The organism is Amycolatopsis sp. lyj-108 (assembly GCF_046549005.1).
Lineage (GTDB): Bacteria > Actinomycetota > Actinomycetes > Mycobacteriales > Pseudonocardiaceae > Amycolatopsis.
The window spans coordinates 343809-358332 of the sequence record NZ_JAJPWQ010000011.1 but is presented as its reverse complement, the minus strand read 5'-3'; the positions used below and the strand labels follow the sequence as shown (position 1 = coordinate 358332).

Sequence of the window (14524 nt, the reverse complement as noted above, 5' to 3'; positions counted from 1 at the left end):
TAGTGTTTCGGTGGTTATAGCGTCAGGGAAACGCCCGGTCCCATTCCGAACCCGGAAGCTAAGCCTGACAGCGCCGATGGTACTGCAACCGAAGGGTTGTGGGAGAGTAGGACACCGCCGGACTAACATTGAAAAAGAAACGGGCCCAGGCCGGTTGAGAACCCAGAGTTCTCCCGACCTGGGCCCGTTTCTTCATACCCATCTCTGCCAGGTGATAGCAAAGGGCCCCTGCTCTCCCCGCGGCCTCGCTCAGCTCCGCCGGCTGACCGCACGTCGGCGCACAGGCGACGAGAAGACCAGCGAAGTCGTCGTCTCCCCATAGCGCTGCATCCGCTCTACGAGCTCCTCCAACTCCGCGGTGTTTCGGCAGGCGACCCGCACGAGCCAGCACTCATCACCCGTGACGTGATCGGCGTCAAGCACCTGAGGCAGCACGAGAATGGTTTCGCGGAAGCGAGCCGTGTCGAGGCTCCGTACCTTCGCTCGGACTATCGCCTCGATCGGTAGCCCGAGCTTCGTCAGGTCGACGCCGGCCGAGTATCCGGTGATGATCCCCTTCTCCTCGAGCCGGCGGACCCGCTCGGTCACCGCGGGTGCGGACAGCGACACTCGCCGGCCGAGCTCCGAGAAGGTCAGCCGGCCGTCGGACTGGAGCAGTTCGAGTAACTGCCAGTCGAGATCATCGAGATTCACAGAACTCCAGGTCGATCGTCATGCCCGCCAGGGATCTCCAGGCTAACCGGCGGTGAGACCTGGATTCTCCGATGTTCGGATTGATCAGTGATCAGCAGGATTGAGGTATGACGACCGAACCCCGCGTACTGATGTTCCCGGCCCTGGACAGTGCGACCGCTGCCGCGCACCTGCGAGCCGAACTCGCACTCGAGGTGGACCCCGACGACCTTGTCCAAGACCTCACGTCTGATGCTCCGCGCGGGTACGTGATCGTCGAGACCCGCGCCCCCGAAGCCTTCGCGTCGGCTCGCATCCCCGGGGCGATCAACCTCCCGTACCGGGACATGACGCCCGAGTCGGTCAGCGAACTGGACCGTGGCCTCGTCTACATCTGCTACTGCGAGAGCATCCACTGCAACGCCGCGACCAAGGGAGCCCTGAAACTCGCGGAGCTCGGCTTCAAGGTCAAACGCCTGTCCGGCGGCATCACCGCCTGGCAAGCAGCCGGCTATCCCGTTGACCGGGACACCTTGGCGCCAGTCCTCACCTCCGCGCCCACCCCACGCTGCGCCTGCTGACCAGAGGGAGCAGGGGACCTTTGCTATCGCTCCGGGCCGGGCGGTAGCAAAGGTCCCCTGCTCTCCCGGGGTCGTAGGCTGGTGAGGTGACCGCTCCCAAGTTGCTCGTCATCCAGCCGGATGCATCAGACCCGATCGGCCCACTCGGCGACTGGCTCACCGAGGCGGGAGCCGAGCTCGACATCCGCTTGCTGCCCGATCAGATCCTCCCCGCCGATCTTGATGGGTACGGGGGCGTCGTATGCCTCGGCGGCGGGATGGGCGCCAACGATGACGCCGCACATCCGTGGCTCGCGGATGTGCGGAAGCTTCTTTCGAAGGCTGCTGGCGCGCGTATCCCGACGCTCGCGATCTGCCTCGGCGGTCAGCTCCTGGCGGTGGCGTTGGGCGGCAGCGTCGCGACAGGCGATCAAGGGCCTGAGGTCGGCCCAGGGCTTGTGTCCAAGAAGGACGCAGCCTGGATCGACCCGCTCTTCGCGGAACTGCCACTCATGCAAGACGTCCTGCAGTTCCACAACGACGCGATCACCCGGTTGCCCGCGGGCGCCGAGCTCCTGGCCTCCTCGCCGCGGTATGCCTACCAGGCCTTCCGGTTCGACCGTTGTGCCTACGGTGTCCAGTTCCATGTCGAGACGACGCCGGACGTGGTCCTCGACTGGGCGCGGCAATCGCCGGAAATGGCGGAACTCACCCGGCCGGACGTACTGACCCCGGAAAACCTCGCCCGAGTGCATGCCGATATCACCGAAACCTGGCGACCGTTCGCCCACCGCTTCGTCCGACTGGTGTCCGGTGACCTCGCCCCGGCTGCGGACCGTCAACGTACATTGCCGATGGCTTAACGACTTATGTCTCAAATGCGTATGGGTTATTAACACTCCGGTCTTGCCGTCAGGTACCTTGCGAAGGGAATTTCGAAGGGTTCGGAGGTCGGGGTGGAGCCCTCAGTGTTGGTCGTGCTCGTCGTCGTCACGGCCCTAATTTTCGATTTCACGAACGGGTTCCACGACACGGCCAACTCGATGGCGACGTCGATCGCCACCGGGGCGTTGCGTCCCAAAGTCGCGGTGACGATCTCCGCGGTCCTGAACCTGGTCGGAGCCTTCCTGTCGGTCGAAGTGGCCAAGACCATCTCGAATGGACTGGTCGACGACACCAAGATCGGACCGGCGATCGTGTTCGGTGGCCTGGTCGGGGCGATCGTGTGGAACCTCGTCACATGGTTCGTCGGACTGCCGTCCAGTTCGTCCCACGCGCTGTTCGGCGGGCTGATCGGGGCCACGTGGGTGTCGGCCGGAACGGACTCCGTCCATTTCGGAAAGATCGTCGAGAAGGTGCTGGTCCCAGCGGCGCTGTCGCCGGTCTTGGCCGGTCTCGTCGCGATGATCGTGACGTACTTCGTCTACCGGATCTTCGTCCGCCGCGGCCGCACTGCCGGCTTCCGAGTCGGGCAGATCATCTCGGCTTCGCTGGTCTCGCTCGCCCACGGTACGAACGACGCGCAGAAGACCATGGGTGTCATCACGCTGACGATGATCACCGCAGGAACCCTTCCCGCCGGGGCCGGGCCGCCGCTTTGGGTGATCGTCAGCGCGGCGCTGGCGTTGGCGCTCGGCACGTACCTGGGCGGCTGGCGAATCACCTACACGCTGGGTAAAGGTCTGACGGACATCGCCGGCCCGCAGGGCTTCGCCGCGCAGACCAGCTCGGCGGCGGTCATCCTCGCTTCGACGAACTTCGGCTTCCCGCTTTCGACCACTCACGTCTGTTCTGGAGGCATCGTCGGCTCCGGCGTGGGCAGGAACGAGTCACCGGTCCGCTGGCGCACGGCCGGCCGTATGGTGATCGCCTGGCTGTTCACGCTTCCGGCGGCGGCCATCGTCGGTGCCGGGGCCGGTCTCGTGACCTCGACGGGCACGGTGGGGACGATCTCCGTCGGCGTCGCCGGCCTGGCGATCGGCATCGGGATCTACCTCCTTTCCCGGCGGAGTCCCGTCAATGCCGGCAGCTTCACCACTCCCGCCCCGACCCTCCCTGAACCGGAAGTCGGGAGGATCGCCGCCTAGCGAAGCAAGGGACCTTTGGTACCGCCGCGCGAAGGGCGACACCAAAGGTCCCTCGCTCCCTTGCGCGTCCGTCTGGTCATGGCCGGAAGGGCGACTACGGTGGAAGCCGATGGTTGAGCGCGCCAGGCCGACCGCTTCCGTGGCGAGATACGGCTTCACCGACCCCCGTGCCGACGGGCAGCTGCGTGCTGCCGGTTGGTGGACCGAATCCGGCCCGGACGGCTCCGCCGCCGACGTGTTGTCGGCACTCTCCCGTGCGGCGGATCCCGATCTCGCGTTGAGTGGGCTGGACCGGATCCGGGAAGCAGACCTGTCCACCTGGGATGAGCTTGACCAGGCGCTCCGCACCAACCGCACCTTCCGCGGCCGGATGCTCGGTGTCTTGGGCACTTCGAGCGCGCTCGCGGACTTCCTCGTCGCGAACACCGACTGCTGGAAGACCCTTGAACGCGAGAAGAGCGCCGAGCCGGATCAGTACGTGAATAGCCTCCTCGAGCATCTGCGGCCGGAAGAGGAACTGCTCACAGGACTTGAGTCGGAGCAGGCTCTCCGCATCGGGTATCGCGAGCTGCTCCTCGGAATCGCCGCCGCCGACCTCGGTCATCTGGTCGAACCCGGCCTCCGTCAACCGCCCTATGCCGAAATCGGCGCACAGCTCACCACGCTGGCCGAGGCCGCGCTGAAGGTGGGACTTCTGGTCGCCGAGGCCGAGGTGGGCGCCGGGATTGACGGCCGGCTCGCCGTGATCGCGATGGGTAAATGCGGTGGTCGAGAGCTGAACTATGTAAGCGACGTGGATGTCATCTTCGTCGGTGACGGGGATCTTTCGGTCTCCACGCGGCTGGCCAGCACGATGATGCGCGTGGTCGGCAAGGCTTGTTTCGAGGTCGATGCGGCGTTGCGTCCCGAGGGGAAGGCGGGCGCCTTGGTCCGGACTCTCGACGGACATGCCACCTACTATCAGAAGTGGGCCAAGACCTGGGAGTTCCAGGCCTTGCTCAAGGCACGGCCGGTCGCAGGCGATGCCGAGCTCGGGCGCCAGTACGCGGAGATGGTCGCGCCGAAGGTGTGGGCAGCGGCCGATCGGGAGAATTTCGTTCCCGAGGTGCAGAAGATGCGGCGGCGTGTCGAAGGCCATGTGCCGTCCGCGCACGCCGAGCGAGAGCTGAAGCTCGGGCGTGGAGGCCTTCGCGACGTCGAGTTCGCCGTGCAGTTGCTGCAACTGGTCCACGGCCGGATCGACGCGGAGCTACGTTCTCCGTCCACGTTGGACGCACTCGCCGCCTTGGGAGAAGGCGGGTACGTCGGCCGTAAGGATGCCGCGGAACTCGCCTCCTCGTACGAGTTCCTCCGGACCATCGAGCATCGGCTCCAGCTTCGCCGATTACGGCGTACGCACCTGTTTCCCGCCGCCTCGGACTCCAGCGAGCTGCGAACGATCGCGAGGGCGAGCGGTGTGCGGCCAGCCCGTGGCAGAAGCGAAGGCGACGCGTTGCTGGCGGAATTCCGCCGCCACCTGCAGAGCATCCGCCGCCTTCACGAGAAACTCTTCTACCGGCCGCTGCTGCAATCGGTCGCGAACGTGCCGACCGAAGCGCTACGGCTGACGACGAAACAGGCGGAGAGCCGCCTCGCCGCCCTCGGTTATGCCGCGCCGGACGGGGCGCTGCAGCACATCAAGGCGCTGACCGCGGGAATGTCCCGTCGGGCGGCCATTCAGCAGGCACTACTGCCGGTCCTGCTGGATCTTATCGCCGACACCCCGGACCCCGACCGTGGACTTCTGTCCTACCGGAAGGTCTCGGAAGCGCTCGAAGAAACGCCTTGGTACCTCAGGGTTCTCCGTGACGAGGGGGCCGTCGTCGAGCGGCTCGCGTTCCTGCTGGGCACGTCGCGGCTAGTGCCCGACCTGCTGGCGAGAGCGCCGGAAGTCCTACAGTTGCTCGGTGATCCCGCGCGGCTGGCCGGTCGCACTCCGGCCGAAGTAGCCACCTCGCTGCGAGCCGCGGTGCGGCGTCAGCCGGGTTTGAACGCCGCGGTCGCGGCCGCGAGATCACTTCGCCGACATGAGATGTTGCGGATCGCATCGGCAGATCTGCTGGGTCTGCTCGACGTCCCCGCCGTCTGTGAGGCGTTGTCGAGTGTGTGGGCCGCCGTGTTGCAGGGTGCCTTGGCCGCTGCTTTTCGCCAGCGCCAGGCCGAACTCGGCCAGACGCCCGCGAAGATCGCTGTCATCGGTATGGGGCGTCTCGGTGGGGCAGAACTCGGCTATGGATCCGACGCGGACGTCCTCTTCGTGTGCGAGCCGGCCGAAGGGGTGTCGGACTCCGAAGCAGCGAAGTTCGCTTCCTCTGTTGCCGAGACGGTGCGCAAGATCCTCGGTGCGCCCAGTCCCGACCCGGCGTTGGTCGTCGACGCCGATCTCCGGCCGGAGGGGCGGAGCGGTCCGTTGGTGCGGACCCTCGACTCTTACCGCAGCTACTACGGGCGGTGGGCCGAGGTCTGGGAATCCCAAGCGCTGCTCCGCGCCCGGTTCATCGCCGGTGACGACGACCTCGGTGCACGATTCATCGAGATGATCGACCCCATTCGCTACCCGCAGGAAGGCCTCGACGCGGTCCGGGTGAGGGAGATCAGGCGGATCAAGGCGCGGGTAGAGACCGAACGGATGCCCAAGGGCGCCGACCCGACACGGCACACGAAACTCGGGCGTGGAGGGCTCGCCGACGTGGAGTGGACCGTGCAGCTCATGCAGCTGCGTCACGGGCATCAGGTCGAAGGGCTTCGGACCACCTCGACGATCGGGGCGCTGAAGGCCGCGGGGGAGGCCGGGCTGGCCGAGCCCGCCGAGATCGAATCCCTGACCGAGGCATGGTTGCTGGCGACGCGTGTCCGTAACGCTGGGATGCTGGTCAGGGGTAAAGCCGTCGACGAGATCCCCAGCTCCGGTCGCGACCTCGCCGCGGTCGCACGAGTGCTCGGCTACTCGGCCGACGACGATCCAGGCGAGTTCCTCGATGCCTACCGGCGGACGACGCGACGTGCCCACGCAGTTGTGGAGACCCTCTTCTACCAGGGCTGACCGGCTCTGACCTGCGGTAAGTGAGCAAGGGACCCTTGCTGTCACTTGCCACGGGTTGTCCGAGGCGGTAGCAGAGGTCCCTTGCTCACACTCGGCGTCGCGGACGGAGAGCGGCCCTTACAGTGGACCGGTGACTGTGCGCGAGCCATTTCGCACCCGGATCAAGGTGCGCCACTATGAGCTGGACACTCTCGGCCATCTCAACCACGCCGTCTACCACTCGTACGGCGAGGTCTCCAGACTCGAGCTGATGGAGCTCGCAGGTGGCCTCAACTCGGGCATGCGCGACGCGAATCTTGCCTTCGTGCTGCTCGAATCCCACATCGTGTTCCGGCGCGAGCTTCGGGCCGGCGATGTCGTCGACGTGACCTGCGACGCCAAGTTCGGCACGGGCAAGACCTTCCACATGGACTCGAACATCTACAAGATCGACGGCACCCTCTCCGCGGAGATCACGTGCACCTTGGGACTGATGGATCTCGAGCGACGCAAACTCGTGGATGACCCGCGCGGCCGTATCGAGCGAGCGGGCGTCGATCTGAAGGTTCTTTCCACTTCGGAGTAGTCGCACCGCGTAGATCCAAATAAGAAACGCCGGTGGTGAGGGCGTTTCCGCACCTCACCACCGGCGTGCTCTTGGTGTTGCTACCGCACGACTTACACGTCGTAGTACAGCGAGAACTCGTACGGGTGCGGGCGCAGCCGCAGCGGGTCGATCTCGTTCTCACGCTTGTAGGAGATCCACGTGTCGATCACGTCGGGGGTGAACACGCCACCCTCGAGCAGATAGTCGTGGTCGGCTTCCAGCGTGTCGAGAACCGCGCCGAGGTCGCCAGGGACGAGCTTGACGTTCTGGGCTTCCTCCGGCGGGAGCTCGTAGAGGTCCTTGTCGATGGGCTCCGGCGGCTCGATCTTGTTCTTGATGCCGTCGAGGCCGGCCATCATCATCGCCGAGAACGCCAGGTACGGGTTGCCGGACGAGTCCGGGCACCGGAACTCGGCGCGCTTGGCCTTCGGGTTGTTGCCCGTGATGGGGATACGGACACAAGCCGACCGGTTCCGCTGCGAGTACACCAGGCTGACCGGTGCCTCGAAGCCCGGCACGAGCCGGTGGTACGAGTTGACGGTCGGGTTGGTGAAGGCCAGCAGGCTCGGCGCGTGCTTGAGCAGACCGCCGATGTAGTGACGGGCCGTGTCGGACAGGCCCGCGTACCCCGACTCGTCGTGGAACAGCGGCGTGCCGTCCTTCCACAGCGACTGGTGGCAGTGCATGCCCGAGCCGTTGTCACCGGCGAGCGGCTTAGGCATGAAGGTCGCGGTCTTGCCGGCGGCGAACACGGTGTTCTTCACGATGTACTTGAACAGCTGCAGGTCGTCCGCAGCGTGCAGCAGCGTGTTGAACTTGTAGTTGATCTCGGTCTGACCGGCGGTGCCCACCTCGTGGTGCGCGCGCTCGATCTCGAAACCGGAGCCCTGCAGGTTGCGGACGATCTCGTCACGCAGGTCGGCGAAATGGTCGACCGGCGGGACGGGGAAGTAGCCGCCCTTGAACTTCGTCTTGTAACCCTGGTTGCCGCCCGGCACGTCGGCACCGGTGTTCCACCAGCCCTCGACGGAGTCGATCTCGTGGAACGAGGCGTGCTCGGCGGAGTCGAACCGGATCGAGTCGAAGATGTAGAACTCGGCTTCCGGACCGAAGAACACGTTGTCAGCGACGCCGTACTCGGAGATGTACTGCTCGGCCTTGCGCGCGATGTTGCGCGGGTCGCGGCTGTACGCCTCACGGGTGAACGGGTCGTGCACGAAGAAGTTCAGCGAGAGCGTCTTCGCCTTGCGGAACGGGTCGATACGCGCCGTTTCGGGGTCCGGGAGGAGCAGCATGTCGGATTCGTGGATCGACTGGAACCCGCGCACCGAGGAGCCGTCGAAGGCAAGGCCTTCTTCGTAAGCTTCCTCGTTGAACGCCTTCGCCGGAACGGTGAAGTGCTGCATAACGCCGGGCAGGTCGCAGAACCTGACGTCGACGACCTCTACATTCTCGTCGGCGATAAGGCGCTGAATGTCGTCTGGAGTAGTGGGCACCCTCGGTGACTCCTTCTCGTTCGTTGCCGGCGGCAGTACTCTCTTCGGCTCACGCTAAGAGCGCGGTGTTGCCCGACCGTCACCCGTATGTTTCGCCGGTGTTAACGGGGCGGCGATATCGGGTAGTCGACCAGGGCGAATGTGGCCCGCGCCACCGGCATACCCTGGATGGGTGGCGAGATGGACCGGAGAATGGCTTCCCGGAGCCGGGGATGGAACGACGGCCGGTGGCGAGGGTACGCAGCGGTGGCGTGGTGAGCGACTCGGCTTGCCCCAATCGGGTGTCGGCTCGGTGGCGGGCGGCGGCGCACGTCTTCTGGGGTTGATCATCGATTTGGTGCTCGCCTCGCTGGCCACCACCCTCTTCGTGACACCCAGCCTTCAGGATCCGGCTGTCATGCAGACGTTCAATCTCTGGTCGGTCGGCGTCTGGGCGGCGATCACGGCCATTCCCGCGGCTTTCTTCGGCTTCACCCCCGGTATGGCAGCGGTCGGGATCCGCGTCGCCAGGCTCGACGGCGCGCAAATGGTCGGTGTGTGGCGTGCCGTCGTTCGGGCGGCGCTGACCTTCGTGATCATTCCGGCGGCGATCCGCAACATCGACGGACGAAGCTGGCTCGACCGGCTGACCGGCACCGTCGTGATCCGCATGCGATGACCGCGGGTGGAGAGCAAGGGACCTTTGCTCTCGCCGGAGGAAACGGCTGCCGAGCCGGCTGTGGTCAGGCGGCCGGTGCTGCAGGGGCGAAGCCGACATCCGGAGGTGGTCGTTGACGAGCGCGACGGTGGGCTGCTCGCAGCTCCTGGATCACTACCAGTGGCTCGTCTCGTAGTCGAGCGGGACTTACCTGGACGACGATAAGGCCTGGTGCGACAAGTGCCGGCGCCTCGGACACCTTGCTCGGTTCGAGAGCGACCTCGGCATGGCGAACTTGCACGGCGACGCCGACCTGCGGCCACCAGGCGTCGGCGACCCCGACTACCTCCCCGTCCGAAGTTCGTAGCTCTGCATTCCGCGCGGGGTCGGGCAAGCCGCTGCGCTCGAGCACGGACTCCAGCCATTGCTCGACGGCGGAGTCGACGCCGTCCTGGAGGGCGTTGACGACGATTCGAGGCAGTGCCGAGCCGATCGTGCTGGCTTGCGCCAGTTCGTCTCGAAGTTCCTCTGGAGTGCAGAGCCCACGATGGACCGCGTCGTGGATCATCTCGCGCACCGTCTTGAGTTCGTCCATGCGCCGAGCCGCGTCGATCAAGGCCCGGGCGAGTGGGGCTACGGGCAGTCCGTCGATCTCAACTGGTTCCGGCAGGTGGATCGTTCGCTCGACGACGGCGAACCCCCAGGTGGCGACCTTGCTCCGATGAGGAATCAAGGTGTGGGCCCGTCTTTCGGGCGGGAGTCTTCGGACTCCGTACAACCTGGCGGCCTGTACTCCGGTGAGCATCGCCTCTGGGCCCGCGTGGGTCAGGGCGACCTTCAAGAGTTGACGACTGGTCGGGGTGGCGCTGGTCAGGAGGATGACGCCGGGGATCGGACGTCGCCATGGACCGCCTTCGCGGCAACGGCGAGAGATCCAGGAATGGGAGTGCCCCAGGGCGACAAGCTTCGCCCGGGCGGCCACGCCGTCCGGGAACATCGCTGCCAGCGCCGTCTCCCGGGCGCTTGAGGTTTTGTCCACTCAGTGATCATGCGACCACGCACCGACAGTTTTCGTCCAGAGATGAATCAGGGGTCCTTTGCTACCGCATGCGGTAGCAAAGGACCCCTGATTCTCGCTTGGTCAGCGGCGGCGGATGGTGCGCTGGACGTTGCGCATCTTCGCGCCGGCAGGCATCGGACCCTTGGGCATCGCGGCGCCGCGGCTGCCGAGGGCGGCCAGCTTCGCCTCCAGCGCGTCGACCTGGGCGGGCTTGAGGTTCCGCGGGAGCTTCATGAGGTGGCTCTGCAGCTTCTTCAGCGGCACCTGCTGGTCTTCGTTCCCGATGATCACGTTGTAGATCGGGGTCTCACCGATCAAGCGGGACACACGCTTCTTCTCCTGCGCGAGCAGAGACTTCACGCGGTGCGGCGCGCCCTCGGCGACGAGCACGACGCCCGGCCCGCCGAGCACCCGGTGCACGGCGTCGAGCTGAGTCGTGGCCGCGACGGTCGGCGTCACCTTCCAGCGGCCTCGCATGTTTTCGAGTGCCCAGGCCGCGGCGCCCGGCTGTCCGTCGGCCTTCGAGTACACGGTCTTCTGGACCCGCCTGCCGAAGATGATCACAGCGGCGAGCGCGCCGAGCAGAATGCCCAGCGGCAGCACGACCCAGTGGACGTCGAAGATGAACCCGATGCCGAACACGACACCCGTGATGACCAGGAGTGACCCGACCATCCAGGGGATGAGCGCCTTGTCTTCCTTGCGCTGCATCTTGAAGGCCTCGAAGATCTGCCCGCGGCGAGCCTTGCTCGCGGCACGCTTCTCCTTCTTGGCCAGCTTCGCTGCTTCCTTGTCCTGCTTTCCCGCCATGCGTCCAGGATACGGCCGCGTGCCCTGCGACGATCCCGTCGGGCCCTCTGCGAGGATCGGGGCGTGGTTAGCGCATCGTCCCCGAAGAGTCGTCCAGGCCTGCTCGATGGGCTCGATCCCGAGCAACGTGCCGCCGCCTGCGCGCCGAGGGGGCCGGTCTGTGTCCTCGCCGGAGCGGGGACCGGCAAGACGCGGACGATCACGCATCGCATCGCCCACCTGGTCCGTTCCGGCCATGTCGCCGCTGGTCAGGTGCTCGCAGTCACTTTCACGACCCGTGCCGCGGGCGAGATGCGCGCTCGCCTTCGGGGCCTGGGTGTCGACGCCGCCCAGGCGCTCACCTTCCACGCGGCTGCCCGCCGCCAGCTTCGGTACTTCTGGCCACAGGTAGTCGGGGATCGGCCTTGGGAGCTGCTCGAGAACAAGTTCCGTTACATCAGCCAAGCCGCCAACAAGGCCGGTCTCGGCACCGAGACGGAACTGCTGCGCGACCTCGCCAGTGAGATCGAGTGGAGCAAGGCCTCTTTGGTATCGCCGGACGACTATCCGGCGGTCGCCTCGCGGACACAGCGGGACACGCCGGCGCCCGCGTCGCAGGTAGCGGAGGTCTACCGCAACTACGAGAAGGTCAAGAACGCCGCCCAGGTTCTCGACTTCGACGACCTGCTCCTGCACACCACCGCAGTCCTCGAGGAGCACACGGTGGTGGCCCAGGAATTCCGCGAGCGCTACCGCTGCTTCGTCGTCGACGAGTACCAGGACGTCACCCCGCTGCAGCAGCGGCTGCTCGACGCGTGGCTCGGTGGCCGTGACGACTTGACCGTTGTCGGCGACGCCAACCAGACCATTTATTCGTTCGGTGGTGCCTCTCCGCGGCCGCTGCTGGAGTTCACACGAAGGTTCCCCGAGGCGACGGTCGTGAGGCTGGAGCGGGACTATCGGTCGACTCCGGAGGTCGTGGCTCTCGCCAATCAGGTGATCGGTGCCGCGCGTGGCCGTCCCGCTGGGTCGCGGCTGAAACTCGTCGGCCAGCGTCCTTCGGGGCCGGTCCCGCGTTTCGCCGAGTACGACGATGAGACCGCCGAGGCGGCCGCTGTCGCACGCAGGATCCGTGATCTGCTCGACAGTGGAGTGGCGGCCAGCGAGATCGCGGTGCTCTACCGCGTGAACGCCCAGTCGGAGGCCTACGAGCAGGCGCTGGCGGAGCTTGGCATTCCGTACCTGGTCCGTGGTGGCGAGCGCTTCTTCGCCAGGGCCGAGGTCCGGCAGGCGATGTCCGCGTTGCGGATGGCGTCGACAGATGCCTATACCGGTGAGCTGGTGACCCGGGTTCGCTCCGTCCTGGCGAAGGTCGGGCTCACCGATCAGCCCCCTGCCGGAGGTGCGGCGAAAGAGCGGTGGGACGCGCTTCTGTCGATCGTCGAGTTGGCCGAAGAGCTGGCTTCCACCGTCGATGACGCGGATCTGCCCCGCTTCGTGGCGGAGCTCGAACAGCGGGCGACCGCGCAGCATCCGCCGACGGTGGAGGGCATCACCCTGGCCTCGCTTCACGCGGCGAAAGGCCTCGAATGGGACGCCGTGTTCCTCGTGGGGCTCGCCGAGGGGACAGTGCCGATCCTTCACGCTGACGGTGATGACGCGGCCATCGAAGAAGAGCGCCGGCTCTTCTATGTCGGTGTCACTCGAGCACGAGAGCACCTCTCGCTGTCGTGGGCCTTGGCCAGGACGTCGGGGAACCGCCGCAATCGGCGGCGCAGCCGCTTCCTCTACGGCCTCATTCCCGAAGACCACCCAGCGGCGAGGGTCGCCCGATCGCAACAGCCGAAGCAGTCCGGCAACAAGGCCCGGTGCCGGGTGTGCGGTGGGCCCCTGCTGGAGACACTGGACATCAAGCTGGGGCGTTGCTCCCGTTGCCCGTCCAACGTGGATGAACAACTGCTCGAGAAGCTGAAGTCCTGGCGAGGCGAGCGCTCGCGGGAGCTCAAGGTGCCGGCCTTCGTCGTTTTCACGGACGCGACGCTCGTCGCCATCGCCGAGCAGCGACCGACCGATGACACGGCCTTGTGCGCCATCTCCGGGATCGGCGCGACGAAGCTCGAGCGCTTCGGAGCGGAGGTTCTCGACGTCGTGCGGGCCTCGGTGGAGACTTGACCGCGTCCCAGGCTTGATCCACGCGGCGAACCTGCTGCTCAGAGCCGATCTTCGCAACTTCGACGGATTTTCTGGAAAATAAGTTGCCCCGGCGCGGCCGGTGGCAATAACCTGCAGGTACCGGGCGGGAAGCGCCTGGTCTGGGGAAGAACTTCTACAACACAGCGTAGACCGCAGGGCGGCTCGCGCGCGACAGAGAAAGGTGGTGTCAGTGAAATGAGGATCAACATGAAGCTCACGAACCCTGGCACCCGTCTGTCCTGCGTCGCGGAAGTCCCGCAGGCACAGCGCCAGGGCACCTTCATGCCCGTGAGCAACCTTGCCGCCCGCGGCACTCAGCGTCTCAACCGGACCTGGGTTACCGCCGACGAGACCTTCACGCACGCTGCCGCCTTCGGTGGAGCGTACGTGAACGGCGGCGTCGATCTGCCGGTCATCAAGCAGTTCCGTGTTCCGTTGTCCAAACGGGAGCGAAGTTCCTGACCTAGTCAGGATCAGAGGCTCACGAAGGCCGCGGAACCGGTTACCGGATCCGCGGCCTTCGTGTTTTTTGCTGCACAAACAAGTTGGCTGCACAACCTAATTGGGGTTCAGCGTTGTCCAGTTCCACCGTGAATACGAAATCCGTTACGGCACAGAGGAGTGCACTCATGTCATCGGCCATAGCTTTCGCGCCGGGGGAGGCCCTGCCTTTCGCCGACGCAGGCGTCGTCGACCTGCTCGACGCCATCGACTCGCCTGAGTCGATGCTTCCCTGCCGTTCGGGCGACGCGGACCTTTGGTTCGCCGAGTCGCCGGCAGAACTCGAGCGCGCGAAGGCGTTCTGCGCGGACTGCCCGGTCCGTTCCGCCTGCCTCGCGGGCGCCCTTTCGCGGCGGGAGCCGTGGGGTGTCTGGGGTGGCGAAATCTTCGAGCGTGGCGTTGTCGTCGCGCGGAAGCGGCCCCGTGGCCGCCCCCGGAAGAACCCGGTCGTCGAGCCCGCCGCCGAGGCTCGTCCCGTCGCCCGCAAGGTCGAGCGGAGCGCAGCGGCATGACCGTCGAACTCATCACCACCAGGGATTACGAGGCGCGGACGGGTTACCGCACTGTCGCGTCGGCCAAGTTGAACGAGATCAAGGTCGAGGAGACCAGCGAGATGTTGCTTTATGAAGAACTGTCCAGGGCCCGAATACGAGACCTCGAGGAGGGAGTCCGAGCGCAGCGGGCTCGGAGCGGTCCACGCGCCGCACGCAGGTGGACCAAGGTCGCCCGCTGGGCGACCCGGCGAGCCGAGCGCTTCCAGGCCTGACCACTCGGGGGAGCGGGGGACCTTTGCTATCGCGGTGCGACAGCAAAGGTCCCCCGCTCCCTTTTCGGGACGTGGTGCGGCTTGGCGTGGTGTTC

General features: G+C 66.1%; 14 protein-coding genes and 1 rRNA gene. 11 read left to right on the top strand and 4 right to left on the bottom strand.

Annotated features, from left to right (window positions below; genetic code table 11):
• Positions 1–6: 6 nt before the first annotated feature.
• A 5S ribosomal RNA gene (gene rrf, locus ACLJO0_RS34040) occupies positions 7–123 on the top strand.
• Between the two features lie 126 nt (positions 124–249).
• Here rrf and ACLJO0_RS34035 read toward each other — a convergent pair.
• Complete coding sequence (locus ACLJO0_RS34035) at positions 250–693, bottom strand: Lrp/AsnC family transcriptional regulator (RefSeq protein ID WP_410583125.1); 444 nt, start codon at positions 691–693, stop codon at positions 250–252.
• A 107-nt stretch (positions 694–800) separates the two neighbouring features.
• On the opposite strand from ACLJO0_RS34035, the gene ACLJO0_RS34030 reads away from it, so the two are divergent.
• The 5 genes from ACLJO0_RS34030 to ACLJO0_RS34010 all read left to right on the top strand — a co-directional run bounded on the left by ACLJO0_RS34030 (position 801) and on the right by ACLJO0_RS34010 (position 6966).
• A complete protein-coding gene (locus ACLJO0_RS34030; RefSeq protein ID WP_410583124.1) occupies positions 801–1253 on the top strand; it encodes a rhodanese-like domain-containing protein in 453 nt (150 codons plus the stop codon).
• 86 nt (positions 1254–1339) lie between these two features.
• On the top strand, positions 1340–2095 hold the full coding sequence (locus tag ACLJO0_RS34025) for a type 1 glutamine amidotransferase (RefSeq protein WP_410583123.1): 756 nt from the start codon (positions 1340–1342) through the stop codon (positions 2093–2095).
• 93 nt (positions 2096–2188) lie between these two features.
• Positions 2189–3319 carry an anion permease gene (locus tag ACLJO0_RS34020; RefSeq protein ID WP_410583122.1) on the top strand — a complete coding sequence of 377 codons (1131 nt, stop codon included), beginning with the start codon at positions 2189–2191 and terminating at the stop codon, positions 3317–3319.
• A gap of 109 nt (positions 3320–3428) precedes the next feature.
• Positions 3429–6401, top strand: coding sequence for a bifunctional [glutamine synthetase] adenylyltransferase/[glutamine synthetase]-adenylyl-L-tyrosine phosphorylase (locus ACLJO0_RS34015; RefSeq protein WP_410583120.1), 2973 nt, complete (start codon positions 3429–3431; stop codon positions 6399–6401).
• 130 nt (positions 6402–6531) lie between these two features.
• On the top strand, positions 6532–6966 hold the full coding sequence (locus tag ACLJO0_RS34010; protein ID WP_043847922.1) for an acyl-CoA thioesterase: 435 nt from the start codon (positions 6532–6534) through the stop codon (positions 6964–6966).
• A 92-nt stretch (positions 6967–7058) separates the two neighbouring features.
• Here the strand turns inward: ACLJO0_RS34010 and glnA are convergent, their stop codons facing one another.
• Entirely contained in the window at positions 7059–8483 is a 1425-nt protein-coding gene (glnA, locus tag ACLJO0_RS34005; protein WP_005167524.1) for a type I glutamate--ammonia ligase, read from the bottom strand.
• 172 nt (positions 8484–8655) lie between these two features.
• On the opposite strand from glnA, the gene ACLJO0_RS34000 reads away from it, so the two are divergent.
• A complete protein-coding gene (locus ACLJO0_RS34000) occupies positions 8656–9141 on the top strand; it encodes an RDD family protein (protein WP_410583118.1) in 486 nt (161 codons plus the stop codon).
• 64 nt (positions 9142–9205) lie between these two features.
• On the opposite strand, the gene ACLJO0_RS33995 is transcribed toward ACLJO0_RS34000, so the two are convergent.
• On the bottom strand, positions 9206–9715 hold the full coding sequence (locus ACLJO0_RS33995) for a hypothetical protein (protein WP_410583117.1): 510 nt from the start codon (positions 9713–9715) through the stop codon (positions 9206–9208).
• A 546-nt stretch (positions 9716–10261) separates the two neighbouring features.
• Complete coding sequence (locus ACLJO0_RS33990) at positions 10262–10990, bottom strand: DUF4191 domain-containing protein (protein ID WP_125680464.1); 729 nt, start codon at positions 10988–10990, stop codon at positions 10262–10264.
• A 63-nt stretch (positions 10991–11053) separates the two neighbouring features.
• Here ACLJO0_RS33990 and ACLJO0_RS33985 point away from each other — a divergent pair, with 63 nt between their 5' ends.
• The 4 genes from ACLJO0_RS33985 (at position 11054) to ACLJO0_RS33970 (ending at position 14429) form a co-directional block, all read left to right on the top strand.
• Positions 11054–13141 (top strand): ATP-dependent DNA helicase UvrD2, encoded by a 2088-nt coding sequence (locus ACLJO0_RS33985; protein WP_410583116.1) that lies wholly within the window; start codon positions 11054–11056, stop codon positions 13139–13141.
• Positions 13142–13357: 216 nt separating this feature from the next.
• A complete protein-coding gene (locus tag ACLJO0_RS33980; RefSeq protein ID WP_410583115.1) occupies positions 13358–13624 on the top strand; it encodes a hypothetical protein in 267 nt (88 codons plus the stop codon).
• 167 nt (positions 13625–13791) lie between these two features.
• A complete protein-coding gene (locus ACLJO0_RS33975; RefSeq protein WP_007033873.1) occupies positions 13792–14175 on the top strand; it encodes a WhiB family transcriptional regulator in 384 nt (127 codons plus the stop codon).
• Positions 14172–14429, top strand: a complete 258-nt coding sequence (locus ACLJO0_RS33970) for a hypothetical protein (RefSeq protein ID WP_410583114.1) — start codon at positions 14172–14174, stop codon at positions 14427–14429. Before ACLJO0_RS33975 ends, ACLJO0_RS33970 begins: the two co-directional genes overlap by 4 nt.
• Positions 14430–14524 lie beyond the last annotated feature (95 nt).

Excerpts from the sequence above, each read along its gene's own strand:
- ACLJO0_RS33980 (WP_410583115.1), top strand. The coding sequence starts at position 13,358 with ATGAGGATCAACATGAAGCTCACGAACCCTGGCACCCGTCTGTCCTGC.
- ACLJO0_RS33970 (WP_410583114.1), top strand. The coding sequence starts at position 14,172 with ATGACCGTCGAACTCATCACCACCAGGGATTACGAGGCGCGGACGGGT.
- ACLJO0_RS33990 (WP_125680464.1), bottom strand. The coding sequence starts at position 10,990 with ATGGCGGGAAAGCAGGACAAGGAAGCAGCGAAGCTGGCCAAGAAGGAG.
- ACLJO0_RS33975 (WP_007033873.1), top strand. The coding sequence starts at position 13,792 with ATGTCATCGGCCATAGCTTTCGCGCCGGGGGAGGCCCTGCCTTTCGCC.
- ACLJO0_RS34015 (WP_410583120.1), top strand. The coding sequence starts at position 3,429 with ATGGTTGAGCGCGCCAGGCCGACCGCTTCCGTGGCGAGATACGGCTTC.
- ACLJO0_RS34030 (WP_410583124.1), top strand. The coding sequence starts at position 801 with ATGACGACCGAACCCCGCGTACTGATGTTCCCGGCCCTGGACAGTGCG.
- ACLJO0_RS33995 (WP_410583117.1), bottom strand. The coding sequence starts at position 9,715 with ATGGACGAACTCAAGACGGTGCGCGAGATGATCCACGACGCGGTCCAT.